The sequence below is a fragment of the Burkholderia sp. B21-005 genome (genome assembly GCF_020843965.1).
Taxonomy (GTDB): domain Bacteria; phylum Pseudomonadota; class Gammaproteobacteria; order Burkholderiales; family Burkholderiaceae; genus Burkholderia; species Burkholderia ambifaria.
On the sequence record NZ_CP086301.1, the window covers coordinates 1420062 to 1445595 of the forward strand.

The window sequence follows — 25534 nt, forward strand, 5'->3', positions numbered from 1 at the left end:
GGCAACGCGGATCGGCATGCCGACCATCTTAAGGCGAATCGGCCGCGCGGGTGGCCCAGGCCGGTCGTCCGGCACGGCGGGCCGCTGCCGTCTGGGCCGCCGGTCGGTATCGTATAATCGATCGTTTACGATATTTGCCCGCCGTGCGTCCGCGAGGACGGCCGGCGTTTGAAGCCGTCTCAGCCAGACATTCCCCGCACGCCATGAAAGCTGCCGAAATCCGCGAGAAATTCCTCAAATTCTTCGAATCGAAGGGCCACACGATCGTCCGCTCGTCGAGCCTCGTGCCCGGTAACGACCCCACGCTGATGTTCACGAACTCGGGCATGGTCCAGTTCAAGGACGTGTTCCTCGGCACGGACCCGCGTCCGTACTCGCGCGCCACGACGGCGCAGCGCAGCGTGCGCGCGGGCGGCAAGCACAACGACCTCGAGAACGTCGGCTACACGGCGCGCCACCACACGTTCTTCGAGATGCTCGGCAACTTCTCGTTCGGCGACTACTTCAAGCACGACGCGATCCGCTTCGCGTGGGAGCTGCTGACCACGGTCTACCAGCTGCCGAAGGACAAGCTGTGGGTCACCGTCTACCAGGAAGACGACGAAGCCTACGACATCTGGGCGAAGGAAGTCGGCGTGCCGACCGAGCGGATCATCCGGATCGGCGACAACAAGGGCGCGCGCTACGCGTCGGACAACTTCTGGACGATGGGCGACACCGGCCCGTGCGGCCCGTGCACGGAAATCTTCTACGACCACGGCCCGGACGTGTGGGGCGGCCCGCCGGGGTCGCCTGAGGAAGACGGCGATCGCTACATCGAGATCTGGAACCTCGTGTTCATGCAGTTCAACCGCGACGCGCAGGGCAACATGACGCGCCTGCCGAAGCAGTCGGTCGACACGGGCATGGGCCTCGAGCGCCTCGCCGCGGTGCTGCAGCACGTGCACAGCAACTACGATATCGACCTGTTCCAGAACCTGATCAAGGCCGCCGCGCGCGTGACCGAGATCAGCGATCTCACCAACAACTCGCTGAAGGTGATCGCCGATCACATCCGCGCGTGCTCGTTCCTGATCGTCGACGGCGTGATTCCGGGCAACGAAGGCCGCGGCTACGTGCTGCGCCGGATCGTGCGCCGCGCGATCCGCCACGGCTACAAGCTCGGCCGCAAGGGCTCGTTCTTCCACAAGCTGGTGGCCGACCTCGTCGCCGAGATGGGCGCGGCCTATCCGGAGCTGAAAGAAGCCGAGCAGCGCGTGACCGACGTGCTGCGCCAGGAGGAAGAGCGCTTCTTCGAGACGATCGAGCACGGGATGTCGATCCTCGAGGCCGCACTCGCCGACGTCGAAGCGAAGGGCGGCAAGGTGCTCGACGGCGAACTCGCGTTCAAGCTGCACGACACCTACGGCTTCCCGCTCGACCTCACGGCCGACGTGTGCCGCGAGCGCGGGATGACGGTCGACGAGCCGGCATTCGACGACGCGATGGCGCGCCAGCGCGAGCAGGCACGCGCGGCCGGCAAGTTCAAGGCCACGCAGGGCCTCGAATACACGGGCGCGAAAACCACCTTCCACGGTTACGAGGAAATCGCGTTCGACGACGCGAAGGTCGTCGCGCTGTACGTCGACGGTTCGGCCGTCAACGAAGTGAAGGCCGGTCAGGATGCGGTCGTCGTGCTCGACCATACGCCGTTCTACGCGGAATCGGGCGGCCAGGTCGGCGACCAGGGCGTGCTCGCGAACGCCGCGACGCGCTTCGCGGTGGCCGACACGCTGAAGGTGCAGGCCGACGTGGTCGGCCATCACGGCACGCTGGAGCAGGGCACGCTGAAGATCGGCGACGTGCTGCGCGCGGAAATCGACGCGCACCGCCGCGCCCGCACGCAGCGCAACCACTCGGCCACCCACCTGATGCACAAGGCGCTGCGTGAAGTGCTCGGCGCGCACGTGCAGCAGAAGGGTTCGCTCGTCGACGCGGAGAAGACCCGTTTCGACTTCGCGCACAACGCACCGATGACCGACGACGAAATCCGTCGCGTCGAACAGATCGTCAACAACGAAATCCTCGCGAACGCGCCGGGCATCGTGCGCGTGATGCCGTACGACGAAGCGGTGAAGGGCGGCGCGATGGCGCTGTTCGGCGAGAAGTACGGCGACGAAGTGCGTGTGCTCGATCTCGGTTTCTCGCGCGAACTGTGCGGCGGCACGCACGTGCATCGCACCGGTGACATCGGCTTCTTCAAGATCGTCGTCGAAGGTGGCGTCGCGGCCGGCATCCGCCGGGTCGAGGCGATCACCGGCGACAACGCGGTGCGTTACGTGCAGGAACTCGATGCGCGCGTGAACGAAGCCGCGACCGCGCTGAAGGCGCAACCGTCGGAACTCACGCAGCGCATCGCGCAGGTGCAGGACCAGGTGAAGTCGCTCGAGAAGGAACTGGGCGCGCTGAAGTCGAAGCTCGCGTCGAGCCAGGGCGACGAGCTCGCGCAGCAGGCCACCGAAGTCGGCGGCGTGTACGTGCTGGCCGCGACGCTCGACGGCGCGGACGCGAAGACGCTGCGCGAGACGGTCGACAAGCTGAAGGACAAGCTGAAGAGCGCGGCGATCGTGCTGGCGGCCGTCGAAGGCGGCAAGGTCAGCCTGATCGCGGGCGTCACGCCGGATGCGAGCAAGAAGGTCAAGGCCGGCGAGCTCGTGAACTTCGTCGCGCAGCAGGTCGGTGGCAAGGGCGGCGGCCGTCCGGACATGGCGCAGGCAGGCGGCACGGAACCGGCGAACCTGCCGGGCGCGCTCGCGGGCGTCAAGGGCTGGGTCGAAGAGCGTCTTTGATCGTCCCGGCTGATGCGATGCGGGCTTGCCGGCCCCATCGCATCGCATGAAAAAAACGACCCGATCGGCGTTGGCCGGTCGGGTCGTTTTGCGTTTACGTGCGGTTGGACAGTTGTCGCTTGATGTTTGCAATTCTTGATGGAGGTGGGACGATACGGACCTGTGTAGGGAGGGGGCGAACAAAGTGCAATCTGGAGCATGCTCGGTTCTATGTACCGTCGTCGACCTACGCTTCCAGGACTGTGTGATCGAGGCCATCTGATGTCGATAATTGCTGCTTTCAGAGTGATTCTTGTCGTGAGCCTGTTTGCGGTTAATGCACGTGCAGAGACGCCGACCCCATCGAAAATCGATCCGATTGCCGCGATGTCAGATCATCCGCGCTATGAAAAACTGCCGCGGTTCGATCCGCATCAAAAGAGTTTCACATGTACATATCAAGTAAAGCATGTGCCGCCGATCGATCCGCAGGCGGAGGTGTGGTTTCGGCAAGCGCTTGCGCTCGATGATCCCGACCTGTATTACCAGAAGCGTGACCACGCGAAGATCTATCAGTTGTACGTCCAGGCGGCCGAACGCGGGCACTGGAAAGCAATGCTCAATGTTGCCTCATTAATCCGGAGCAACTATCCCGGCGTGCCGCAGCACGATCCTGAGGTCGCGATTGAATGGATCGAAAAAGCGATGAAGCTGGGTGTGCCGGATGCCTACGACATGATGGGTGTCTATCACTTGAATGGCTTGGTCAAGGGAGGCGATGTGACGACCGCCTATGCTTTCTTCCAGCGTGCGGCAGACATGGGCAGTCCGTCGGCAATGGCATTTCTCGGAGAGAAACTCGACGCGACGTATGACGATTCCGATGAGGAGTTTTGGGGAAATTTGCCGATTGCTACCCGGATGCTTGAGTGTGCGGTTGCGCAAGGTTATGGAGATGCTGCTGAAGAATTATCTTTTGTCTATGCGCGTCCACGAACAACGGACGCAAAACGACGCGCTCTCACGATGCTTCAAGAAGGGGTAAAGCTGGGGAGTGCAAAATGCGCAACGAAGCTGTCTATTGAATTTGACGGCTTCAACCTGGCTAGTGGTCGGAATCTTCCCGGTGGCATTGATAAAGCGCGCGGTGACAGATACCGCGCACTAAAGGGCGCATTGGAGCATTATCAGGGGCGCATCAAACTTCCGAGTCTTGACGAAGTACTGCCGCTGCCGCCTGCGTCTCTGCCCAAGTGGGACGGTAACGTCCAGAGCCTGATCGACGCCGCGAAGCCCGTGGCGCTTTCAACGGAGCCCAACACAAGGCAACCGCAGTAGCAGCGGGTGGCGAGCGGTTGCCACCACGGCTAACCTCGTCCACCTCAAACCGGCATCGCCACCCATGGTTTCACGGCATCACTCGGCTGCCGAGCAGCCTCGCCGAGCGCCTCCCGCAGCGCGGCGAGTGCCGCCGACGCGTAACCCTGCCGCCACGCGAGCACCGTATCGATCCCTTCGAGTTCGGCGATCGTGTGGGCCGTGACGTTGCCGGTTTCCGGCTGCAGATCGAGCACCGACCTCGGCGCGACCGCGACGCCCGCGCCAGCCGCGACGCACGCGACGATCGCGTGATACGAACCGAGTTCGAGCACGCGCGCGGCTTTCACCCCGTGCGCCGCATACCATTGCTCGACGTATTTCCGGTACGTGCAGCCGCGCTCGAACGCGATCAGCGTCGGCAGGATCACGTCGCGCGGCGTGCGCACCGGCGGATGGCCGCGCGGCGTCAGCAGCACGAGATCCTCGCGGTAGATCGGCACCGTCTCGAACGTGTCCGGCAGCGTGTCCGGTGCGGGCGGACGCGCGAACAGCGCCGCGTCGACCTCGAAGTCGCGCACCCTGTCGATCAGCCAGCCGGTCGTGCCGGTCACGAGTTCCAGCGATACGTCGGGCCACGCATGGTGATAGCGCGCGAGCACGGTCGGCAGCCGGCTCGCGGCCGTGCTCTCCATCGTGCCGAGCCGCAGTCGCCCGCGCGGCGTGTCCTCGCGCACCGCGTCGCGCGCCTCGTCGGCAAGCGCGAGCAGCCGCTCCGCGTACGGCAGCAGCGTGTGCCCGGCCGGCGTCAGCACGAGCCGGCGGCCGTCGCGCACGAACAGCGCCGCGCCGAGTTCCTCCTCGAGCTGCTTGATGCGCGTCGTCACGTTCGACTGCACGCGATGGAGCTTCGCCGCCGCGCGCGTGACGCCGTTCTCGCGCACGACGGCCCGGAAAATCGCCAGTGCCGCCAGGTCCATGATTCTCTCCAAGAGATATGTGGATTCTTTATTATTCATTTTTAGAGAACGTTTGGTCAAGCTACGATACAAGCGTTCCGATTTCCGTTCCGGCCGGCGCGCACCGCGTGCGGCCCATGCCTCCATGTCCCGTTCCGATGCTCCGAGTGCCGCCGCCGGCGCCCACCTGTCCGATGACGCCGACCGCCGCGCCCGCGCAGCCGCGCTCGCCTGCATGATCGGGCTTGCGGTCGCGCTGGGCGTCGGCCGCTTCGCGTTCACGCCGCTGCTGCCGTTGATGCTCGCCGACGGCTCGATCGGCCTGAAGGCCGGCAGCTGGCTCGCGTCGGCGAACTACGCGGGCTATTTCGTCGGCGCGGTCAGCTGCGCGGCGGTGCGGGTCGCGCCCGCGCGGATGGTGCGCTTCGGGCTCGCCGCCACCGTGCTGCTGACCGCCGCGATGGGCGTCGGCCATCTGCTTTCAGCATGGCTCGTGGTGCGCTTCGTCGCGGGTGTCGTCAGTGCGTGGACGTTCGTGTTCGTGTCGCAATGGGGGCTGCGGCGGCTCACCGAGCTGCACGCGCCCGAGTGGAGCGGGGTGATCTACGCGGGGCCCGGTGTCGGCATCGTGCTGACGGGGCTGATCGGCGGCGCGCTCGCCGGCCATCGCGCGGCGCCCGGCTGGCTCGGCTTCGCGGCGCTGTCGGCGGTGCTGTCGGTCGCGATCTGGCGCATATTCGGCACCACGCCGGCGGTTGCGCCGCCGGCCGCGCCCGCCCGGCACGCGGCGACGGCCGCGGCACCGCACGACGCGCGGCGCCATCGGGCCGACGCCGCGTGGCTCGTCGTGCTGTACGGGATGCCGGGCTTCGGCTACATCATCACCGCGACGTTCCTGCCGGTGATCGCGCGCGCCGCGCTGCCGGCCGGCTCGCCGTGGCCGGACCTGTTCTGGCCGATGTTCGGCGCGGCGCTGATCGTCGGCGCGATCGCCGCCGCGCGGCTGCCCGGCCACTGGGACAATCGGCTGCTGCTCGCCGCCGGCTGCGCGACGCAGGCGCTCGGGATCGCGGCGGGCATCGTGTGGCCGAACGCGGCCGGCTTCTCGGTCGGCAGCGCGCTGCTCGGCCTGCCGTTCACCGCGATCACGCTGTTCGCGATGCGCGAGGCGCGGCGGCTGCACGGCGAGCGCGCGGCCGGGCTGATGGGCTATGCGACCGCGTCGTACGGGGTCGGGCAGATTCTCGGTCCGCTCGTCGCCGCGCCGCTGACCGCGCGTTTCGGGTCGTTCTCGCCGGCGCTGTGGGTCGCGGCGGGCGCGTTGCTCGTCGGGGCCGCCGGCTTTGCGGCAACCGCCGCACGCGGGCGCGCGCGACCCTGACGCGATCGGGGCCGGATCGTCTGCGGCGCGGGCAAACTCGCTAGAATGAAGCCTTTCCCGCGCCGAGCGGGCGTGAGGCGGCCCGCGGGCCGCCGCCGGCGTCCGCCAGATCCCCATCGATGACCACCGCCGACTACCGTTTTTGCCCGCGCTGCGCGAGCCCGCTGACCGAGCGCGCCGATCCCGAACACGAGGGCGGCCGCGTCCGCCGGGCCTGCCCGGACGACGCGTGCGGCTACGTGCACTGGAACAACCCGCTGCCGGTGGTGGCCGCGATCGTCGAACTCGACGGCAAGATCCTGCTTGCGCGCAACGCGGCCTGGCCGGAAGGGATGTTCGCGCTCATCACCGGCTTCCTCGAGAACGGCGAGACGCCCGAGGACGGCATCGCGCGCGAGGTGTTCGAGGAAACCGCGCTGAAGGCCGAGCAGGTCACGCTCGTCGGCGTCTATGAATTCATCCGCAAGAACGAGCTGATCATCGCGTACCACGTGCGCGCATCGGGCACCGTCGCGCTGTCGCCGGAACTGCTCGAATACCGGCTCGTCGATCCGCCGCGGCTGCGCCCATGGCGGGCCGGCACCGGCTACGCGCTGGCCGACTGGATGTGCGCGCGCGGCCTCGATTTCGAATTCGTCGATCGAGCGGGGCAGTGACGGCCCGCGCCGCTCCCGGTATTCCATCCGTCGCGCCGCGCACAGTCGCGTCGCGGCATCTCGCCGTTTCCCGGCGTGCCGTCCCGCGCGGCCGCCGCGCGGCGTCCCACTCGTCCTGACCGCCATTGCCATGTCCGACAAGCCGCAGCCGCGTCCGCGCGACGCCTATCGCCACTTCCTGCCGATCACGACCCGCTGGATGGACAACGACGTCTACGGGCACGTGAACAACGTCGTCTATTACAGCTACTTCGACACCGTCGTGAACGAATACCTGATTCGCGCGGGCGTGCTCGACGTCGAGCACGGGCAGACGATCGGGCTCGTGGTCGAGACGCAATGCAACTACTTCGGGCCGCTCGTGTTTCCGCAGTCGGTCGACGCGGGGCTGCGCGTCGCGAAGCTCGGTACGTCGAGCGTGCGCTACGAGATTGGGCTGTTCGCGGCAGGGGAATCCTCGCCGGCGGCGCAGGGGCATTTCGTGCACGTGTACGTCGATCGCGGCACGCGCCGCCCGGTGCCGCTGCCGGACGCGCTGCGCGCGGCGCTCGAACCGCTCGCCGGCTGACAGGCGCGCGGCGGTGCACGCGTTCGCGCTCCAGGCGTTCAATGGCCTCAGCTACGGGTTGCTGCTGTTCATGCTGTCGGCCGGCCTGACGCTGATCTTCAGCGTGCAGGGCGTGCTCAACTTCGCGCATGCGAGCTTCTACATGCTCGGCGCGTACGTCGGCTACAGCATCGCGGCCGGTGCGGGTTTCTGGCCCGCGCTCGTGCTCGCGCCGCTCGCGGTCGGGCTGCTGGGCGCCGGCTGCGAGCGCTGGCTGCTGCGCCGCGTGCAGGCGCGCGGCGGCCATACGAGCGAACTGCTGCTGACCTTCGGCCTCGCGTACCTGATCGGCGAGGGCGCGAAACTCCTGTGGGGCCTCACGCCGCTGCCGGCTCCGGTGCCGCCGCTGTTCGACGGCGCGCCCGTGACCGTGTTCGGCCTCGCGCTGCCGCGCTACCGGCTCTTCATGATGACGATGTCCACGGCGATGCTGGTTGCGCTCGGCGCGCTGCTGCGCGCGTCGCGCATCGGGCTCGTCGTGCGCGCCGCGCTCACGCATCGCGCGGCCGTCGAGGCGCTCGGCTACGACGTGCCGCGCGTGATGACGGGCCTGTTCGGCGCGGGCACCGCGCTCGCGGCGCTGGCCGGCGTGATCGGCGCGCCGCTCGCGGTGATCGAACCGGCGCTGGCCGAGACGGTCGGGTCGGTGGTGTTCGCGGTGGTCGTGATCGGCGGGCTCGGTTCGCTCGGCGGCGCGTTCGTCGCGTCGCTCGCGGTCGGCTTCGCGCAGACCTTCGCGGCGTCCAGCGACACGTCGCTGCGCGACCTCGCGCAATGGGCGGGCGTCGCGCTGCCCGACAGCGTCGCGGCCGTATCGATCGCGCAGCTCGCCCCGCTGGTTCCGTACCTGCTGCTCGTCGCGGTGCTGGTCGCCCGTCCGCGCGGCTTGTTCGGCGAGCGTGTCGATGGATAGCCGCGCGCGGGCCGGCGCGCTGCGCTGGGTGCTGTTCGCCGCGGGCGTCGCGCTGCCCGCGTGGCTGTGGCCGCATGGCGCGGTGCTCGGCTATCTCGCGCAGACGGCCGCGCTCGTCGTGCTCGCGCTGTCATACAATCTGCAGCTCGGCACGACCGGGCTGCTGTCGTTCGGTCATGCCGCGTTCGCGGGCCTCGGCGCCTTCGCCGCCGCGCACTGGTTCAATCACGTCGGCGGCCCGCTGCCGCTGTTGCCGCTCGTCGGCGGCGTGGCGGGCGCCGGCTTCGGCTTCATGGCCGGGCTGCTCGCGACACGCCGCGCGGGCACCGTGTTCGCGATGATCACGCTCGGTCTCGCCGAATGCGTCGCGGCCGCCGCGTGGAGCGTGCCCGCGTGGTTCGGCGGTCTCGGCGGCGTGCCGATCGACCGCGCGAGCGGCACGCCCTGGGGCGGCTGGCATTTCGGCGCGCCCGCGCAGGCCTACGCGGTGATCGCCGCGTGGTGCATCGTGTCGGCGCTGGCGATGCGCGCGCTGACGCGCACGCCGCTCGCGCGGCTCGCGAACGCGGTGCGCGACAACCCCACGCGCGTGGCTGCGCTCGGCACCGAGCCGCGCCACGTGCGGCTCGCGATGGTCACCTGCGCGTCGTTCTTCGCGGGTATCGCCGGCACGCTGACGCTGATCGACGTCGAGATCGCGACGCCCGACAGCCTGTCGATGGCGCGGTCGGCGACCGTGCTGATCGCCGCGGTGATCGGCGGCACCGGCACGTTCTTCGGGCCGGCGGCCGGTGCCGTGGTGCTGACCGCGCTGAGCGTGGTCGTCGCGGGCGTGTCGCGTGCATGGGCGCTGTATCTCGGCGTGCTGTTCGTCGCGGTCGTCGTCGCGGCGCCCGGCGGGATCGCGGGCCTCGCACAGACGCTCGCGCATGCGTTGCGCCGCGACGCGCCGGCCGCCGAGCGCTGGCGCGTGCTGTGCGGCGTCGGCGCCTGCGTGTTCTGGGCCGTCGCGATCGTCTGCGCGGCCGAGCTCGGCTATGCGTGGCGCTTCGCGCAGGACGACGGTGCCGGCATCGCGTTCGGCGCGTGGGGCATCGACGCCGATGCGCCGGCCGGCTGGGTCGTCGCATGCTCGGCGGCCGGCATCGGCACGCTGCTGTGGGGCTGGCGCGCGCGGCTGATGCACCACGGTCACGGCAAGCGGGAGGACGGGCGATGAACGGCAACGCGATCGCGCTGCACGGCATCGTGCAGCGCTTCGGCGCGCAGACGGTGCTCGACGGTATCGAACTGAGCGTCTGCGCCGGCGAGCGCCACGCGCTGATCGGGCCGAACGGTGCGGGCAAGTCGACGCTGTTCGGCGTGATTGCCGGCGCGACGCGGCCGACGCGCGGGCGCGTCGTGCTGCACGGCGTCGAGCTGCGCGGACGCGGGCCGGTCGTCGCGAGCCGGCTCGGCATCGGCCGCAGTTTCCAGCAGACGTGTGCGTTCGCGCGGCTCTCCGTGTTCGACAACCTGCGCTGCGCGGCGCTGCATGCGCCGGACGAGCGGCGGCGCTGGTGGAACCGGCTGCGCGAATCGGCGTCGGTCGATCGCGCGGCCGCGCGCGTGCTGCACGACATCGGCCTCGATGCACGGCGCGACGCGCCGGCCGGCGAACTCGGCTACGCGGAACAGCGCGCGCTCGATCTCGGCATCGCGCTCGCGAGCGGCGCGCGCACGCTGCTGCTCGACGAACCGACGGCCGGCATGAACCGCGACCAGGCGGCGCGGATGATCGCGCTGATCCGCGCGACGACGCAGGGCCGCACGGTGCTGATGATCGAGCACGACATGGATGCGGTGTTCGGCTTCGCCGAGCGCGTCACGGTACTGGTGCGCGGCGCGGTGGTCGCGACCGGTGCGCCCGACGCGATCCGCGCGGACCCGGCCGTGCGCGCCGCCTATCTCGGCGACGGCGCATGAGCGCGCTGCTCGACATTCGCGGCCTGCGCGCGTGGTACGGGATGCAGCCGGTGCTCGACGGCGTCGATCTCGCGCTCGCGCCGGGCGAGACGCTCGCGCTGCTCGGCCGCAACGGCTCGGGCCGCTCGACGCTCGCGAAGGCCGTGATGGGGCTCGTGCGCACTGCGGGCTCGGTACGCATCGGCGGCGCCGAATGCGCGGGCGCCTGCACGTTCGAGATCGCGCGGCGCGGCGTGGCTTACGTCGCCGAAAGCCGCGACGTGTTTCCGCTGCTGAGCGTGCGCGAGAACCTGCGGCTCGGGCTGCGCGGTGTGCGCGGCGCGGCCGAACGCGACGCGCTCGACCGGCTGTTCGCGCGCTTTCCGCTGCTGGCCGCGCGGATCGACGTGAAGGCCGGGCGGCTGTCGGGCGGCGAGCAGCAGGTGCTCGCGCTGGTGCGTGCGCTTGCCGGCCGCCCACGCGTGCTGATCGTCGACGAGCCGGCCGAAGGGCTCGCGCCGCTCGCGGTCGACGAGGTCGGTGCGTGCCTCGCCGCGTTGCAGGCCGATGGCGTCGCGATCCTGCTGATCGAGCAGCGACTGCAGCTCGCGCCGCGGTGATGGGGCGCGGACGGATCGTCTATGACGGCGCGCTCGACGGGCTCGGCGGCGACGTCGTCAGTGCGTGGCTGAGTGCCGGCTGAGCGCAAGCCCGCCGATTGTTCGGCAAACCCCGCCAGTCAATTCGTGTCGAGCCGCTTTATCGCCGTCGCGCGAACCGCGAATATTGCCAGCAAGGCCGGCGCGCCGCGCACGCGGCAATCGGCTCCCATCCATGGAAAGTCTTCCGACTGAGGAATGAAATCATGAGCAAGCTGACAGACAAGGTTGCGATCGTCACGGGCGGGTCCAAGGGCATCGGCGCGGCGATCGCGAAGGCGCTGGCTGCAGAAGGTGCGTCGGTCGTCGTCAACTACGCGAGCAGCAAGGCCGGTGCCGATGCCGTCGTGAGCGCGATCGTCGAAGCGGGCGGCCGCGCGGTCGCGGTGGGCGGCGACGTGTCGAAGGCAGCGGACGCGCAGCGCATCGTCGATGCCGCGATCGAGAACTATGGCCGTCTCGACGTGCTGGTCAACAATTCCGGCGTCTACGAATTCGCGCCGATCGAGGCGATCACCGAAGAGCACTATCGCCGGCAGTTCGATACGAACGTGTTCGGCGTGCTGCTGACGACGCAGGCCGCCGTCAAGCATCTCGGCGAAGGCGCGAGCATCATCAACATCAGCTCGGTCGTGACGAGCATCACGCCGCCCGCGAGCGCCGTGTACAGCGGCACCAAGGGCGCCGTCGACGCGATCACCGGCGTGCTCGCGCTCGAGCTCGGCCCGCGCAAGATTCGCGTGAACGCGATCAACCCGGGGATGATCGTGACCGAAGGCACGCACAGCGCGGGCATCATCGGCTCGGATCTCGACAAGCAGATGCGCAGCGACACGCCGCTCGGCCGCCTCGGCGAGCCGGACGACATCGCGTCGGTCGCCGTGTTCCTCGCGTCGGACGATGCGCGCTGGCTGACCGGCGAGCGCCTCGTCGCGAGCGGCGGGATGCACTGACGCGTCAGGTCGGCGCGCGCCGCTACGCGATCATCGCGAGCGCGTTCGCGCCGACATGCCAGCGCAGGCTCTCGACGACGAGTGCGTGATCGTGTTCGTCGTCGAGCCCCGCGATCGTCATCGCGCCGACGAGTGCACCACCGCTTGCGCCGCCGGCAACCCGCAACGGCACGCCGCCGCCGTCGAGCGCATAGTCGGCGTCCGACAATCCCTGCGACTGCAACGACCAGCCGGCACGGCGAAAGCGCGCACCGACCTCGAGCGAGCTGACGCCGAAACGCAATACCGTGTTCTGCCGGCGGCGGATCGCGTCGCTGTCGTCGGCGCGGCTGCCGTCGAGCGCGCAATAGAACAGCGGTGCGGCTTCACCGACGATGCCGACCGCGATCGGCAGCCCGCGCCGCGACGCGAGATTGACCGCGATGTCGCCGAGCCGGCGCGCGACGTCGGCATCGAAATGCGGCAGCATCGGCGCCGACGCGGTGGCGCCGCAGGGCGCGGGTGCGAAGCGCGGGAAGGGGATTGCCATGGCAGCTCCGTGTCGTCGCGAGTCCGGCTCGTGCGGGCGCGTGCCGCGTCGCGCGCCGGCCGTCGATCGTTCAGCGCATCAACGTGTCAGCGCTTGGGCGCCGCGTCGAGCATCCACTCGTGCGCGGGATCGTTCCTGAACGCCCATGCGCGGCTCGGCCCGGCCATCACGTTCAGGTAGTACAGGTTGTAGCCGTGCGGCGCGACCACCGGGTGATAGCCGCGCGGCACCATCACGACGTCGTGGTTCTCGACCGCGCACGCTTCGTCGAGGCTGCGATCGTCCGTGTACACGCGCTGGAACGCGAAACCCTGCGGCGGATCGATCCGGTGGTAATAGGTTTCCTCGAGCGACGTTTCGTCGGGCGCCGCGTCGCGATCGTGCTTGTGCGGCGGATAGCTGCTCGAATGGCTCGCGGGCGTGATCACTTCGACGACCAAGAGCCGGTCGGCGGCCGGGTTGTCGCCCATCAGGATGTCGCACACGTAGCGCGTGTTGGTGCCTTGCCCGCGCACCGCGCGGCGCATTCGTTCGCCGTCGAGGCGCTGCACGCGCTTGTCGCCGCTCGCGTAAGGCGCGGTGCATAGCGCAACCTCCGCGTCGCGTGTCGCGACCAGCGTGACGGTCTTGCCGCCCGGCACGTACAGCGCGTCCGGCGACACGTCCTCGAACACGCTGTCGCGCTTGCCGAGCGCATCATAGGTTTCGCCGTCGACTTGTGCGCGCAGCGTGCCCGTGAGCACGACGACGCACAGTTCGCGCGTGCCCGTGTCGAGCGTTTCGGTGTCGCCGGCCTTCAGGCGCAGCGCACGAAAGCCGACGTGTTTCCAGCCGGCCGACTCGGGCGTCACGTTGCAGATTTCGCGGCCGGCGGATGCCTTGACCAGCAGGGGAGAAATCGTCATGGAACGGGGCTCCACAATGGGGGAATAGCGGGGATGACGGGGCTCACGCGCTCAACCGGTCGACGATCGCGCGCAGAGACTCGTAGCCCTTCTTCGCGTACTGATAGCTCGGTGCGACGGCCGGGTCCTGCTCGGCCTCGACGACGAGCCAGCCTTCGTAGCCGGCATCCTTCAGCGTGCGCAGCGTCGCTTCATAGTCGAGCGCGCCGTCGCCCGGCACGGTGAAGGTGCCGTTGATCACGCCGTTCAGGAAGCTCCAGCCGCCGTTGCGCGCCTGCGTGACGACCTGCGGCCGGACGTCCTTGCAGTGCACGTGCACGACGCGCGACACGTGCTTCTTCAGCAGTGCGACCGGATCGGCCGCGCCGCCGAAATACGCGTGACCCGTGTCGAACAGCAGGAACACCTTCGCGGGATCGGTCAGCGCCATCAGGCGGTCGACGTCGTCCGGCGATTCGACGTAGGCGCCCATGTGGTGATGGTAGGCGAGCTTGATCCCGTAGGTCTCGAGCAGGTGCGCGCCGAATGCGTCGAGGCGCGCCGCGTAGCGCCGCCAGGTTTCATCGTCGACGAAGCGCGGCCGCTTCGCGACCGGCGTGTCGATGCTGCCCTGGATCGTCCCCGCGCATTCGCCGTACACCACGACCTTCACGTCGTTCACCTGCAGCTTCGTCATGTGCGCGCGGCAGCGCTCGATCTCGGCGGCGACCGCGTCGGCATCGCTCATGCCCGGCTCGACTTCCGCGAGGAAGCCCGAATACCAGCCCGACACGCACACGAGCCCGAACTCGGCGAGCTTCGCCTTCAGCTCGGGGCCCGTCTTCGGAAACTTGTTGCCGAGCTCGAAGCCCGCATAGCCGATCTCGGCGCCTTCCTTCAGCGCCGTCTCGAGCGGCGTCTCGCCGCCGAGCGACGGCAGGTCGTCGTTCATCCACGACAGGGGATTGATACCGATGCGAACGTTCCAGCTCATGACGCGGTTCCTTGGTTCGGTTGTTGTTTTCGCGGGGCGGCCCAGGGGAAGGGAAAACGGTTCAGCGCCGCTGCCGGGTTTTCTCGTCGAGATACGTCTGGTGCGCACGTTCGACGTCGGCGCGCGCGGATACCTGCGGCACCGCGACTTCCCACCACGCGCCGCCGTCCGCGGTCGTGCGCTCGTGCGTCGTGTCGATCACGAGCACCTGGCTCGTCGTGGCCGCGCGCGCACGCTTCATCTCGCTGCGCAGTTCGCCGACGTCGCGCACGTGCACGGCTTCGGCGCCCATCGCGCGCGCATGCATCGCGAAGTCGATCGTCGAGCGCTCGCCGCCTTCCGGCACGCAGTCGTCGAGCATGTTGTTGAAGCTGGCGCCGCCGCAATTCAGTTGCAGCCGCTCGATGCAGCCGTAGCCGCGGTTGTCGAGGATCACGACGATGATCTTGCGGCCGAGCATCACGGACGTCGCGAGTTCCGCGTTGAGCATCATGTACGAGCCGTCGCCGACGATCACGATCACTTCGCGCTCGGGCCGCGCGAGCTTCGCGCCGAGGCCGCCCGCGATCTCGTAGCCCATGCACGAGTACGCATAGTCCATGTGGTAGTTGCCCGGCACGCCGCTGCGCCACAGCTTGTGCAGCTCGGCCGGCAGCGTGCCGGCCGCGCACACGACGAGATCGTCGCGCGCGCTGTCGCGCCCCGCGTCGGCCGCGGAGTCGCGCACCGCGCCGATCACTTCCGCGTCGTACGGCAGCGTGTCGTTCGGCACGCGCGTGGTCAGCTCGGTCACGCGCGCGTTCCACGCGGCGGCCTGGTCGCGGTTCGCGGCGGTCCATGCCGCATCCGCGCGCCAGCCCGCGAGCGCGGCGGACAACTGGCCGAGGCCGGTGCGCGCATCGGCGATCAATTGCCGGCCGCGCTTCTTGCCCGCGTCGAACGGCTGCACGTTCAGGCTCAGCAGCGTGGCATGGCCGAACAGCGCGTGCGAGCCGGTCGTGAAGTCCTGCAGCCGCGTGCCGACCGCGAACACCACGTCGGCCTGCGCGGCCGCACGGTTCGCGGCGGGCGAGCCCGTCACGCCGATCGACCCGAGGTTCAGCGAGTGGTCCCACGCGAGGCTGCCCTTGCCGGCCTGCGATTCGGCGACCGGCACGCCGTGCGTGTCGGCGAACGTGCGCAGCGCGTCCCACGCCTGGCTGTACAGCACGCCGCCGCCGGCGACGATCAGCGGCTTCTTCGCGGCCTTCAGCACGTCGAGCGCATCCGCGAGTTCGAGCGCGTCGGCCGGCGACCGGCGCATCCGGATCAGCGGCGGCGCGAAGAAGTCCTCGGGCCAGTCGTACGCGAAGGTCTGCACGTCCTGCGGCAGCGCGAGACACACGGGGCCGCACTGCGCGGGATCGCTCATCACCTGGATCGCGCGCGGCAGCGCGACGAGCAACTGCTCGGGCGACGTGATCCGGTCGAAGTAGCGCGTCACCGGCCGGAAGCAGTCGTTCGCGCTGACGTCGCCCTGTTCGAAATCCTCGACCTGTTGCAGCACCGGGTCGGGCAGCCGCGACACGAACACGTCGCCGGGCAGCAGCAACAGCGGCAGCCGGCCGACGTGCGCGAGCGCGGCGGAGGTCAGCATGTTGGTCGCGCCGGGGCCGATGCTCGACGTCGCGGCCATCATCCGCTGGCGGAAATTCGCCTTCGCGAACGCGACGGCCGCATTCGCCATGCCTTGCTCGTTATGCGCGCGCAACGTCGGCAGCCGGTCCCGTTCGGCGTGGAGCGCCTCGCCGAGCCCGGCGACGTTGCCGTGGCCGAAGATCGCGAACACGCCGCCGCAGTACGGCAGGATCTCGGTGCGGCCGTCCGGCTGGACGACTTCGGCGCGCAGGGCGGCCAGGTAGCGCACGAGCGCCTGGCTGACGGTCAGTCTCACGGTGGTGGTCATCGTCTGTCGATAAGGAAGAGTCGGGTGGTCGTCACAGGCGCCGGCATCAGGCCGCGGCGGCGCGCGCGGCGGCACGGCGGCCGAGCCACGCGTCGACCAGCTGCGTGAAATTGCCGGCCACTTCGTCGATCAGCGCCTGGTCGTCGCTCTGGCCGGCGAGCCAGCGCAGCGACGCATCGGCCCACAGCGTGCGCCCGACCATGAAGCCCTTGACGATCGGGTTGGTCGCCGAGCGGAAGCTGTCGACCAGGTACTGCAGCGGCTGGTTCAGCCCGAGGATCACCGCGCCGCGGCAGTGGTGGTCGCGCTCGGCCACGAGCGTTTCGAGCCGCGCCCAGCCGTCGGCGCTCAGCGGCGGGAGCTTCCACCATTCGGGCATCACGCCGAGGTTGTAGAACCGCGCGACCGTGCGCAGCACCGCGTCGTCCTCGGTGCCGGCCGGCGTGACCGCGCGCGGCGGAATCATTTCAAGCAGCAGTTCGTTGCCGCTTGCGCGCGTGGCTTCCCACAATTCCAGCACGCGCTGTTCCTGCTCGACGCGCAGGTCGACGTCGTCGTCGGGGTGGTAGTGGACGAGGCACTTCACGACCTGTTCGGTCGGCCAGTGCGTGAGCGACGAGCCGACCGAGCGCGTGTCGTCGAAACGCAGCGGCCGCGAGCCGGGCAGCTCGACCGGGCGGCCGACCCACCAGCCGCGGCCGGTGGCCTGCGCGAGCGCGTCGCTGCCGTATGCGCCGCCGTCGATCAGCACGCCGACGTGGCCTTCGATATGACGATCGCGCTCGACTTGTTCGACCGCGCGCACGAGCAGGCGCTTGAGCGTCTTGATCCGCGCTTCGTCCGCGCCGGCCTGCACCGCGAGTTCGTAGAACTGGCTGCGATGGTCGAACGCCATCACGCACAGTTCGTCCCATTCGCGGCGCGGCACCGTCACGCGATGCAGGTGCGCGAGCGTGCGATCGGCGTCGACCTGCGGGTTGCGGCTGCCGCCGAACCAGTGCGCGAGCTCGGCCGGCGTCGGCATCGCGGCCGAGCACGCGTGGCGCGACACGACGATCGCGCCGCACGCATTCGCGATGCGCGTCGCTTCCCGCCAGTCGCGCCCGCGCAGCAGCCCCGACAGCAGGCCCGACAGGAATGCGTCGCCCGCGCCGAGCACGTTCAGCACGTCGACGCGTTCGCCGTGGAAAGTCGGTGCATCGTCGATGCGCGCGGGGATGTCGCCCTCGATCACGCAGCAGCCGAGCGCGCCGCGCTTGACCACCAGCACCGCGCCGCTCGCGCGGCGCACGGCCTCGAGCGACGCGATCAGGTCGTGCGGCACGCCGCCCGCGATCAGGAATTCCTCCTCGGTGCCGACCAGCAGGTCGAACTCGCCGAGCACCTGCTGCAGCTGTCGCGTGACCTGCGCATCCGGCACGTAGCGGTTCTCGCCCGCGCCGCGCGCGGTCAGCCCCCACAGCACCGGCCGGTAATCGATGTCGAGGACGCGCACGACGCCGTGGCGGCGCGCGTAGCCGAGCGCGGTCAGCGACGCTTCGCGGGTGGCCGGCGTCGAAAGATGGGTGCCGGTGATCGCGAGCGCGCGGCAGCCGGCAATGAAGTCCTCGCGGATCTCGTCGGCGCGCACGGCCATGTCCGCGCAGTTCTCGCGCACGAACAGCAGCGGGAACGTGTCGCGGTCCTTCAGCCCGAGCAGCACGAGCGCGGTCAGGCGTTCCGGATCGGTCTGCAGCTGGCTCGTATCGCAACCTTCGCGCTCGAGCGTCTCGCGCACGAAGCGGCCCATCTGCTCGTCGCCGACGCGCGAGATCATCGCGGTCTTCAGCCCCAGCCGGGCGACGCCGAACGCGAGGTTGCCCGACGAGCCGCCGAGATACATCTGGAAGCTGCGCGCGTCCTCGAGGCGGCTGCCGTACTGCTGCGCGTAAAGATCCACGGCGACGCGGCCGAGGCAGGCGAGATCGATGGGGCGGTCAGTCGGAAAGTTCAACGGGCTCATATCACGTATCACGCTCGCGGCCGGCGTTCGACCTGCCGGCGGATTGAGGGGACCGATCCCGCGACGGTTCTGCGTCACGTATGCCGCACGGCACGAGAACGCCTGCCGCAAGGAATCGGGCTACGGAACGGAGTCTAGACTTTTTGGAAATCCAGTTCCCTAGGTGAAATCACGTAGAAATAAATTTCCAAATTTTCGAGGAAGTGATCTACAGTTTCATCCGGATGCTTCGGTCCGTAACGGACTCGACGCCGACGGCGCGCAACGCGCCGCTTTCCGCCCCCGGAGATGAGGAGACAGAGTGATCATGAAGACCCAGCTGATGGCCGCCGCGGCCGCCGCGATCCTGACCATGCCGCTCGCGCATGCCGAGAAGATCGGCGTGACGATGGCATCGTTCGACGACACGTTCCTGACGATCCTGCGCAACAGCATCGGCGACGCGGCGAAGAAGGACGGCGCGACCGTGCAGATCGAGGATGGCGGCAACGACGTCGGCAAGCAATTGAGCCAGGTCCAGAACATGATCGCGCAGAAAGTCGACGCGATCATCGTGAATGCGGTCGACACCGACGCGACGCCGAAGATCACGAAGATGGTGAGCGCCGCGAAGATTCCGCTCGTCTACGTGAACCGCAAGCCGGTCGACTTCGACAAGCTGCCGGCCGGCGTCGCGGTGGTCGCGTCCGACGAGAAGCAGTCGGGCACGCTGCAGGCGCGCCAGGTGTGCAAGCTGCTCGGCGGCAAGGGCGACATCCTCGTGCTGATGGGCGAGTTGTCCAACGAGTCGGCGCGTGCGCGCACCAAGGACATCGAGGACGTGATCGCGACCAAGGACTGTTCCGGCATGAAGATCGTCGACAAGCGCGAAGGCAAGTGGAGCCGCACGCAGGGCCAGGACATCACGATGAACTGGCTGAGCTCCGGGACGAAGTTCGACGCGATCGTGTCGAACAACGACGAAATGGCGATCGGCGCGATCAACGCGCTGAAGGCCGCGCGCAAGCTGACGCCGAAGACGGTCGTCGCGGGCATCGACGCGACGCCGGACGGGCTCGCGGCGATGAAGAGCGGCGAGCTGAAGGTGTCCGTGTACCAGAACGCGGCCGGGCAGGGCGCGCAGGCCGTCGCGACCGCGCTGAAGCTGGCGAAGAAGCAGCCGGTCGACCGCTACGTGAACGTGCCGTTCGAGCTCGTCACGCCGGAGAACATGAACCAGTACGCGAAGCACTGACCGGTTTTTCCGCTGAACTGCGCGGGCCCGGCGCGTCCGGGTTCGCGTGTGACTTTCGAGGAACGTCCATGTTTACAGCCAGGATGGCGCGCTCGATGGCCAACGAAAGCGCGCCGGCCGCGTCGTTCGCCGCGCCGGGTTCGTCCGGTGCGCCCGTCGCCGATTGCCTGCTCGAGGTGCGCGGCGTCGGCAAGTCGTTTCCCGGCGTCGTCGCGCTCGACGGCGTGCAGTTCCGCGTGCGCCGCGGCACCGTGCATGCGCTGATGGGCGAGAACGGCGCCGGCAAGTCGACGCTGATGAAGATCATCGCCGGCGTCTACACGCCCGACCAGGGCGAGATCCTGATCAACGGCGAGCCCGTCGTGCTGAGCGGCCCGCTCGACGCGCTCGATCGCGGGATCGCGATGATTCACCAGGAACTCAACCTGATGCCGTACATGACGGTCGCGGAGAACATCTGGATCCGCCGCGAACCGAAGAACCGCTTCGGCCTGATCGATCACGCCGCGCTGCGCCGCCGCACCGCCGCGCTGTTCGAGCGGCTGTCGATCGACATCGACCCGGAAGCCGACGTGCGCACGCTGACCGTCGCGAGCCGCCAGATGGTCGAGATCGCGAAGGCCGTGTCGTTCGACTCCGACGTGCTGATCATGGACGAGCCGACCTCCGCGCTGACCGACAAGGAGGTCTCGCACCTGTTCCGGATCATTCGCCAGCTGCGCGAGCAGGGCAAGGGCATCGTCTACATCACGCACAAGATGAACGAGCTGTTCGAGATCGCCGACGAGTTCTCGGTGTTCCGCGACGGCAAGTACATCGGCACGCACGCGTCGACCGACGTCACGCGCGACGACATCATCCGGATGATGGTCGGCCGCGAGATCACGCAGATGTTCCCGAAGGAGGAAGTGCCGATCGGCGAGGTCGTGCTGGCCGTGAAGAACCTCGGCGTCGACGGCGTGTTCCGCGACGTCAGCTTCGAACTGCGCGCGGGCGAGATCCTCGGCGTCGCGGGCCTGGTCGGCTCGGGGCGCTCGAATGTCGCGGAGGCGCTGTTCGGCGTCGTGCCGGCGACCGCCGGCGAGATCCGCATCGACGGCAAGCCGGTGCGCATCGCCACGCCCGCGCAGGCGATGAAGCACGGGATGGCGTTTCTCACCGAGGACCGCAAGGACACCGGCTGCTTCCTGAATCTCGACCTGCTCGCGAACATGGAAGCGGCCGTGCTCAGCAACCGCTACGTGAAGTTCAATTTCGTGCGGCAGGCGCAGCTGAAACGCGACTGCGAGGAAATGAGCCGGATGCTGCGCGTGAAGACGCCCGGGCTGCACGAGGAAATCCAGAACCTGTCGGGCGGCAACCAGCAGAAGGTGCTGATCGGCCGCTGGCTGCTGACGCAGCCGCGCATCCTGATCCTCGACGAACCGACGCGCGGGATCGACGTCGGCGCGAAGGCCGAGATCCACCGCCTCGTCAGCGCGCTCGCCGGCAAGGGCGTCGCGGTCCTGATGATCTCGTCGGAGATGCCGGAGGTGCTCGGCATGAGCGACCGCGTGATGGTGATGCACGAAGGCCGGATGACCGGCATCGTCGAACGCAAGGACGCCGACCAGGTCCGCATCATGGACCTGGCCTCGCGCTGAGCCGAAACAAGATTGGAGACAAAGCAATGGGCAACCTGAACCCGGTCGCGGACGCGCAGTCCCTGACGATCAAGACGCGGCACGCGAAGTGGCCGCCCGAACTGAGCATCTTCCTGGTGCTGGTGGGCATCAGCCTGTTCTTCGAGGTGATCGGCTGGCTCGTCGTCGGCCAGAGCTTCCTGTTCAACGCGGAGCGGCTCGAGATCATCGTGCTGCAGATGGCCGTGATCGGCATCATCGCGGTCGGCGTGAACCTCGTGATCATCACCAGCGGGATCGACCTGTCGTCGGGCTCGGTCGTCGCCGCGGCGGCCGTCGTATCGGCCAGCCTCGCGCAGGTGTCCGATTTTCCGCGCGCGGTGTTCCCGCACCTGACCGACCTGCCGGTCATCTGGCCGGTGCTGGCCGGCGTGTGCGTCGGGCTGCTGGTCGGCCTGCTGAACGGCTCGCTGATCGCGCTGACGGACATCCCGCCGTTCATCGCGACGCTCGGCACGATGGTCGCCGCGCGCGGCTTCGCGAAGTGGTTCACCAACGGGATGCCGGTGTCGATGCTGACCGACCCGTTCGCTGCGATCGGCGCGGGCGCGAACCCGGTGATCATCTTTCTCGTGGTGGCCGCGATCTTCCACGTCGTGCTGCGCTACACGCGCTTCGGCAAGTACACGTATGCGATCGGCGCGAACCGCCACGCGGCCGTCGTGTCGGGCATCAACGTGACGCGTCACCTGGTGTTCGTCTATGCGATCGCGGGCCTGTTGAGCGGGATCGCCGGCACCGTGACGGCCGCGCGTGCGATCTCCGGCCAGTCGGGCATGGGCGTGATGTACGAGCTCGACGCGATCGCGGCCGTCGTGATCGGCGGTACGTCGCTGTCGGGCGGCCTCGGGCGCGTGACGGGCACCGTGATCGGCGTGCTGATTCTCGGCGTGATGACGTCGGGCTTCACGTTCATCCGGATCGACGCGTACTACCAGGAGATGGTCAAGGGCGCGATCATCGTCGCGGCCGTGATCGCCGATCAGTACCGCAACAAGAAGTCGCGCCGCTGAGCGGCCGAGACCGATACCCACGTCGCTAGGAAAGAAGATGAAGATCGCTCTGGATCCCTACATGATTCGCCACCTGCCGCTCGACCGGTTGCCGCATGCGGTCGCCGAGCTCGGCTACGACCAGATCGAGCTGTCGCCGCGCAGCGATTTTCTCGACTGGTGGGTGATGCCGCGCGCGACGCGCGCGCGCATGACCGCGTTCCGGCACGCGTTGCGCGCAAGCGGCGTGGGGCTCGCGTCGCTGCAGCCGATGTACCGCTGGGCCAGCCCGTTCGAGGACGAGCGGCAATGGGCGGTGCGCTGCTGGAAGAAGGCGATCGAGGTCGCCATCGAGATGGAATGCGCGCTGATGGTGTCCGAGTTCGGGCGCGGCGCGTCGCCGGAGCGCTCGGTCGGCGAGCGGCCGGGCGCGAACCCGAAGGAGCTGTGCGAAGCCGCCTGGTTCCGTTCGATGGACGAGCTGCTGCCGATCCTCGAGCGCGAACGCATCGTGCTGTCGGTCGAGCCGCATCCGGAGGACTGGATCGAGCAGCTGCAGCCGGCGATCGACATCGTCACGAACCTTGGCTCGCCGTCGCTGAAGCTGTCGTACATCGCGCCGCACACGTTCTACTACGGCGACGACATGGCCGCGATGATCGCGCAGGCCGCGCCGATCCTCGCGCACGTGCGCGTGGCCGACACCTTCGACCACCGCAAGAGCAGCCAGCTGCGCTACATCGTGAACCCGCCCGGCTCGAACCAGATCCGCGTGCACCAGCATCTCGACATCGGGCAGGGCGAGATCGACTGGGACACGTTTTTCCGCGCGCTCGGCGATGCCGGCTTCGACGGCGTGATGTCGTCGTGCGTGTTCGCGTGGGAGGACCGCGCGGAAGCGTCGTCACGCTACATGCGCGACACGATCCAGCGCTACGTCGATCGCCATTTCGATCGCGCGGCGGCGCGCTGACTCACGAATGACCGGCGCGGCGCCGGCCGCGCCATTGATGAACGACAGACTGGAGATATCCGGATGACCTTGCAAATCGGCGTGATCGGCTGCGGCGCGATCGGCCAGGACCATATCCGCAGGCTGACGCGCACGCTGTCCGGCGCGCGCGTGGTGGCCGTCAACGACATCGATCCGCAGCAGGCGCGCGATGCGGTGATGAAATACGGGCTCGACGCGGAAATCTACGGCGATGGCCACGAAGTGATCGCGGCCGCCGACGTGCAGGCCGTGCTCGTCACGTCGTGGGGGCCGACGCACGAAGCGTTCGTGCTCGACGCGATCGCGCACGGCAAGCCGGTGTTCTGCGAGAAGCCGCTCGCGGTGACGGCGCAAGGCTGCATGCGGATCGTCGAGGCCGAGGTCGCGCACGGCCGCCGGCTCGTGCAGGTCGGCTTCATGCGGCCGTACGACGAAGGCTATCGCGCGCTGAAGCACGTGATCGACAGCGGCGGGATCGGCGCGCCGCTGATGCTGCATTGCGCGCACCGCAACCAGTCGGTCGGCGAGCGCTACACGACCGACATGGCGATCACCGACACGCTGATCCACGAGCTCGACGTGCTGCGCTGGCTGCTCGGCGAGGACTATACGAGCGCGCAGGTCGTCTACCCGAAGAAGACGCGCCACGCGAGCGAGCATCTTGCCGATCCGCAGATCGTGCTGCTCGAAACCGCGAGCGGCGTGCGCATCGACGTCGAGATCTTCGTCAACTGCCAGTATGGCTACGACATCCAGTGCGAGGTCGTCGGCGAGCACGGCATCGCGAAGCTGCCCGATCCGCCGGCCGTCGGGCTCAAGCATGCGGCGCGGCAATCGGTCGAGATCATGACCGACTGGAAGGAGCGCTTCATCGCGTCGTACGACGTCGAACTGCAGGCATTCGTCGACGGCGTGCGGCAGGGGGTGCTGACCGGCCCGTCCGCATGGGACGGCTACGCGGCGGCGGTCGCGGCCGACGCGTGCGTGCGCGCGCAGCAGAGCGGGGCGGTCGAGCCGATCGCGATGGCCGAACGCCCGGCGTTCTATCGCGGCTGAGCCACGGCCGCGCCACCCCACACGCGGCACCGCGCCGCTTTTCTGCCGGACTGACCGACATGACGATGAAGATTGGCTGCGCGCCCTGCTGCTGGGGCGTCGACGACGTGAACAACCCGCACCTGCCGTCGTGGCGGCACGTGCTCGCCGAGGCCGCGCAGGCCGGCTACTCGGGCATCGAGCTCGGGCCCTACGGCTATATCCCGCTCGAACTCGACGTGGTGAGCGCGGAGCTCGAACGGCAGCGCCTGAGCATCACTGCCGGCACGATCTTCGACGATCTGGTGTCGCCGGAGAACCTGCCGAACCTGCTGCGCCAGACGCGCGAGATCTGCGCGCTGATCACGCGACTGCCGAAGCTGCCGACGCAGCACGGCCAGCGCTATGCGGCGCCGTACCTGGTCGTGATGGACTGGGGGCACGAGGAGCGCGACTACGCGGCCGGCCATACGGCGCGCGCGCCGCGCCTGGGCGCCGAGCGCTGGGCGCGGATGGTCGACCACATCCGCCGGATCGCGACCATCGCGCGCGACGAATTCGGCGTGCGCGCGGTGATCCATCCGCATGCGGGCGGCTACATCGAGTTCGCGGACGAGATCGACCGGGTTGTCGCCGACATTGAGGCCGACACGGCCGGCCTGTGTCTCGACACCGGCCACCTGTACTACTCGGGGATGGATCCCGAGACCTGGCTGCGCCGCCATGCGGCTCGGCTCGACTACGTGCATTTCAAGGATATCGACGCGGCCGTCTACGACGCGGTGATGGGCGAGCACATCGCGTTCTTCGCGGCCTGCGCGCGCGGCGTGATGTGCCCGATCGGCAACGGCGTGCTCGACTACCGCGCGATCCGCCGCGCGCTCGACGACATCGGCTATGCCGGCTACATCACGATCGAACAGGAGCGCGATCCGCGCAACGCCGGCACGAGCCTGCGCGACGTCGCGGCGAGCCGCGCGTTTCTCGCGTCGGCCGGATTCGCATGAACGATCGACCGCCTGAACCTTTGAACACCTGAACACGGAC

The 25534-nt window shown here is 68.8% G+C and carries 21 protein-coding genes and 1 pseudogene; 16 read left to right on the forward strand and 6 right to left on the reverse strand.

Annotation, left to right across the window (positions count from 1 at the left end; translation table 11 throughout):
- Positions 1–203: 203 nt before the first annotated feature.
- Together alaS and LMA02_RS06640 are read left to right on the forward strand one after the other, a co-directional pair.
- The gene (alaS, locus tag LMA02_RS06635) at positions 204–2828 is read left to right on the forward strand and encodes an alanine--tRNA ligase (protein WP_228907362.1); all 2625 of its coding nucleotides are present in this window, start codon (positions 204–206) and stop codon (positions 2826–2828) included.
- A gap of 261 nt (positions 2829–3089) precedes the next feature.
- A complete protein-coding gene (locus tag LMA02_RS06640; RefSeq protein WP_228907363.1) occupies positions 3090–4145 on the forward strand; it encodes a DUF6396 domain-containing protein in 1056 nt (351 codons plus the stop codon).
- A gap of 44 nt (positions 4146–4189) precedes the next feature.
- Here LMA02_RS06640 and LMA02_RS06645 read toward each other — a convergent pair whose 3' ends face one another.
- Positions 4190–5104 (reverse strand): LysR family transcriptional regulator, encoded by a 915-nt coding sequence (locus LMA02_RS06645; protein ID WP_228907364.1) that lies wholly within the window; start codon positions 5102–5104, stop codon positions 4190–4192.
- A 124-nt stretch (positions 5105–5228) separates the two neighbouring features.
- On the opposite strand from LMA02_RS06645, the gene LMA02_RS06650 reads away from it, so the two are divergent.
- The 8 genes and pseudogenes from LMA02_RS06650 (at position 5229) to LMA02_RS06685 (ending at position 12196) form a co-directional block, all read left to right on the forward strand.
- The gene (locus LMA02_RS06650; protein WP_228907365.1) at positions 5229–6464 is read left to right on the forward strand and encodes a YbfB/YjiJ family MFS transporter; all 1236 of its coding nucleotides are present in this window, start codon (positions 5229–5231) and stop codon (positions 6462–6464) included.
- A 119-nt stretch (positions 6465–6583) separates the two neighbouring features.
- Positions 6584–7120, forward strand: coding sequence for an NUDIX domain-containing protein (locus tag LMA02_RS06655; RefSeq protein ID WP_228907366.1), 537 nt, complete (start codon positions 6584–6586; stop codon positions 7118–7120).
- Positions 7121–7250: 130 nt separating this feature from the next.
- The gene (locus tag LMA02_RS06660; RefSeq protein WP_228907367.1) at positions 7251–7688 is read left to right on the forward strand and encodes an acyl-CoA thioesterase; all 438 of its coding nucleotides are present in this window, start codon (positions 7251–7253) and stop codon (positions 7686–7688) included.
- A gap of 13 nt (positions 7689–7701) precedes the next feature.
- Entirely contained in the window at positions 7702–8640 is a 939-nt protein-coding gene (locus tag LMA02_RS06665; RefSeq protein ID WP_228907368.1) for a branched-chain amino acid ABC transporter permease, read from the forward strand.
- Positions 8633–9859, forward strand: coding sequence for a branched-chain amino acid ABC transporter permease (locus LMA02_RS06670; RefSeq protein WP_228907369.1), 1227 nt, complete (start codon positions 8633–8635; stop codon positions 9857–9859). The genes LMA02_RS06665 and LMA02_RS06670 overlap by 8 nt, the downstream gene beginning before the upstream one ends.
- Entirely contained in the window at positions 9856–10605 is a 750-nt protein-coding gene (locus tag LMA02_RS06675; protein WP_228907370.1) for an ABC transporter ATP-binding protein, read from the forward strand. The genes LMA02_RS06670 and LMA02_RS06675 overlap by 4 nt, the downstream gene beginning before the upstream one ends.
- Positions 10602–11287, forward strand: a pseudogene (locus LMA02_RS06680) (ABC transporter ATP-binding protein). Before LMA02_RS06675 ends, LMA02_RS06680 begins: the two are co-directional and overlap by 4 nt.
- 162 nt (positions 11288–11449) lie before the next feature.
- Positions 11450–12196 carry a glucose 1-dehydrogenase gene (locus LMA02_RS06685; RefSeq protein WP_228907371.1) on the forward strand — a complete coding sequence of 249 codons (747 nt, stop codon included), beginning with the start codon at positions 11450–11452 and terminating at the stop codon, positions 12194–12196.
- Between the two features lie 22 nt (positions 12197–12218).
- On the opposite strand, the gene LMA02_RS06690 is transcribed toward LMA02_RS06685, so the two are convergent.
- The 5 genes from LMA02_RS06690 to LMA02_RS06710 all read right to left on the reverse strand — a co-directional run bounded on the left by LMA02_RS06690 (position 12219) and on the right by LMA02_RS06710 (position 18550).
- Complete coding sequence (locus tag LMA02_RS06690) at positions 12219–12725, reverse strand: heme-degrading domain-containing protein (protein ID WP_228907372.1); 507 nt, start codon at positions 12723–12725, stop codon at positions 12219–12221.
- Positions 12726–12811: 86 nt separating this feature from the next.
- Positions 12812–13630, reverse strand: coding sequence for a 5-deoxy-glucuronate isomerase (iolB, locus tag LMA02_RS06695; RefSeq protein ID WP_212084442.1), 819 nt, complete (start codon positions 13628–13630; stop codon positions 12812–12814).
- A gap of 43 nt (positions 13631–13673) precedes the next feature.
- Positions 13674–14603 (reverse strand): myo-inosose-2 dehydratase, encoded by a 930-nt coding sequence (gene iolE, locus LMA02_RS06700; RefSeq protein WP_228907373.1) that lies wholly within the window; start codon positions 14601–14603, stop codon positions 13674–13676.
- Between the two features lie 61 nt (positions 14604–14664).
- Positions 14665–16548: a 3D-(3,5/4)-trihydroxycyclohexane-1,2-dione acylhydrolase (decyclizing) gene (gene iolD, locus LMA02_RS06705; RefSeq protein WP_228907374.1), complete on the reverse strand. Its 1884-nt coding sequence runs from the start codon at positions 16546–16548 to the stop codon at positions 14665–14667.
- 46 nt (positions 16549–16594) lie between these two features.
- The gene (locus LMA02_RS06710) at positions 16595–18550 is read right to left on the reverse strand and encodes a bifunctional 5-dehydro-2-deoxygluconokinase/5-dehydro-2-deoxyphosphogluconate aldolase (RefSeq protein WP_228907375.1); all 1956 of its coding nucleotides are present in this window, start codon (positions 18548–18550) and stop codon (positions 16595–16597) included.
- A 307-nt stretch (positions 18551–18857) separates the two neighbouring features.
- Here LMA02_RS06710 and LMA02_RS06715 point away from each other — a divergent pair, with 307 nt between their 5' ends.
- The 6 genes from LMA02_RS06715 to LMA02_RS06740 all read left to right on the forward strand — a co-directional run bounded on the left by LMA02_RS06715 (position 18858) and on the right by LMA02_RS06740 (position 25494).
- The gene (locus LMA02_RS06715) at positions 18858–19784 is read left to right on the forward strand and encodes a sugar ABC transporter substrate-binding protein (protein WP_166725356.1); all 927 of its coding nucleotides are present in this window, start codon (positions 18858–18860) and stop codon (positions 19782–19784) included.
- 68 nt (positions 19785–19852) lie between these two features.
- The gene (locus LMA02_RS06720) at positions 19853–21427 is read left to right on the forward strand and encodes a sugar ABC transporter ATP-binding protein (RefSeq protein WP_228907376.1); all 1575 of its coding nucleotides are present in this window, start codon (positions 19853–19855) and stop codon (positions 21425–21427) included.
- A gap of 26 nt (positions 21428–21453) precedes the next feature.
- Positions 21454–22479 (forward strand): ABC transporter permease, encoded by a 1026-nt coding sequence (locus tag LMA02_RS06725; protein WP_228907377.1) that lies wholly within the window; start codon positions 21454–21456, stop codon positions 22477–22479.
- Positions 22480–22516: 37 nt separating this feature from the next.
- Positions 22517–23431, forward strand: a complete 915-nt coding sequence (locus LMA02_RS06730) for a sugar phosphate isomerase/epimerase family protein (RefSeq protein WP_165751273.1) — start codon at positions 22517–22519, stop codon at positions 23429–23431.
- A gap of 63 nt (positions 23432–23494) precedes the next feature.
- Entirely contained in the window at positions 23495–24508 is a 1014-nt protein-coding gene (locus LMA02_RS06735; protein WP_228907378.1) for a Gfo/Idh/MocA family protein, read from the forward strand.
- Positions 24509–24567: 59 nt separating this feature from the next.
- The gene (locus LMA02_RS06740; protein WP_228907379.1) at positions 24568–25494 is read left to right on the forward strand and encodes a TIM barrel protein; all 927 of its coding nucleotides are present in this window, start codon (positions 24568–24570) and stop codon (positions 25492–25494) included.
- The last annotated feature ends 40 nt before the right edge of the window (positions 25495–25534 follow it).

What these genes read in the sequence shown, in the direction of transcription:
- alaS (WP_228907362.1), top strand. Translation starts at nt 204, where the DNA reads ATGAAAGCTGCCGAAATCCGCGAGAAATTCCTCAAATTCTTCGAATCG.
- LMA02_RS06640 (WP_228907363.1), top strand. Translation starts at nt 3,090, where the DNA reads ATGTCGATAATTGCTGCTTTCAGAGTGATTCTTGTCGTGAGCCTGTTT.
- LMA02_RS06645 (WP_228907364.1), bottom strand. Translation starts at nt 5,104, where the DNA reads ATGGACCTGGCGGCACTGGCGATTTTCCGGGCCGTCGTGCGCGAGAAC.
- LMA02_RS06650 (WP_228907365.1), top strand. Translation starts at nt 5,229, where the DNA reads ATGTCCCGTTCCGATGCTCCGAGTGCCGCCGCCGGCGCCCACCTGTCC.
- LMA02_RS06655 (WP_228907366.1), top strand. Translation starts at nt 6,584, where the DNA reads ATGACCACCGCCGACTACCGTTTTTGCCCGCGCTGCGCGAGCCCGCTG.
- LMA02_RS06660 (WP_228907367.1), top strand. Translation starts at nt 7,251, where the DNA reads ATGTCCGACAAGCCGCAGCCGCGTCCGCGCGACGCCTATCGCCACTTC.
- LMA02_RS06670 (WP_228907369.1), top strand. Translation starts at nt 8,633, where the DNA reads ATGGATAGCCGCGCGCGGGCCGGCGCGCTGCGCTGGGTGCTGTTCGCC.
- LMA02_RS06675 (WP_228907370.1), top strand. Translation starts at nt 9,856, where the DNA reads ATGAACGGCAACGCGATCGCGCTGCACGGCATCGTGCAGCGCTTCGGC.
- LMA02_RS06685 (WP_228907371.1), top strand. Translation starts at nt 11,450, where the DNA reads ATGAGCAAGCTGACAGACAAGGTTGCGATCGTCACGGGCGGGTCCAAG.
- LMA02_RS06690 (WP_228907372.1), bottom strand. Translation starts at nt 12,725, where the DNA reads ATGGCAATCCCCTTCCCGCGCTTCGCACCCGCGCCCTGCGGCGCCACC.
- iolB (WP_212084442.1), bottom strand. Translation starts at nt 13,630, where the DNA reads ATGACGATTTCTCCCCTGCTGGTCAAGGCATCCGCCGGCCGCGAAATC.
- iolE (WP_228907373.1), bottom strand. Translation starts at nt 14,603, where the DNA reads ATGAGCTGGAACGTTCGCATCGGTATCAATCCCCTGTCGTGGATGAAC.
- iolD (WP_228907374.1), bottom strand. Translation starts at nt 16,548, where the DNA reads ATGACCACCACCGTGAGACTGACCGTCAGCCAGGCGCTCGTGCGCTAC.
- LMA02_RS06710 (WP_228907375.1), bottom strand. Translation starts at nt 18,550, where the DNA reads ATGAGCCCGTTGAACTTTCCGACTGACCGCCCCATCGATCTCGCCTGC.
- LMA02_RS06715 (WP_166725356.1), top strand. Translation starts at nt 18,858, where the DNA reads ATGAAGACCCAGCTGATGGCCGCCGCGGCCGCCGCGATCCTGACCATG.
- LMA02_RS06720 (WP_228907376.1), top strand. Translation starts at nt 19,853, where the DNA reads ATGTTTACAGCCAGGATGGCGCGCTCGATGGCCAACGAAAGCGCGCCG.
- LMA02_RS06725 (WP_228907377.1), top strand. Translation starts at nt 21,454, where the DNA reads ATGGGCAACCTGAACCCGGTCGCGGACGCGCAGTCCCTGACGATCAAG.
- LMA02_RS06730 (WP_165751273.1), top strand. Translation starts at nt 22,517, where the DNA reads ATGAAGATCGCTCTGGATCCCTACATGATTCGCCACCTGCCGCTCGAC.
- LMA02_RS06735 (WP_228907378.1), top strand. Translation starts at nt 23,495, where the DNA reads ATGACCTTGCAAATCGGCGTGATCGGCTGCGGCGCGATCGGCCAGGAC.
- LMA02_RS06740 (WP_228907379.1), top strand. Translation starts at nt 24,568, where the DNA reads ATGACGATGAAGATTGGCTGCGCGCCCTGCTGCTGGGGCGTCGACGAC.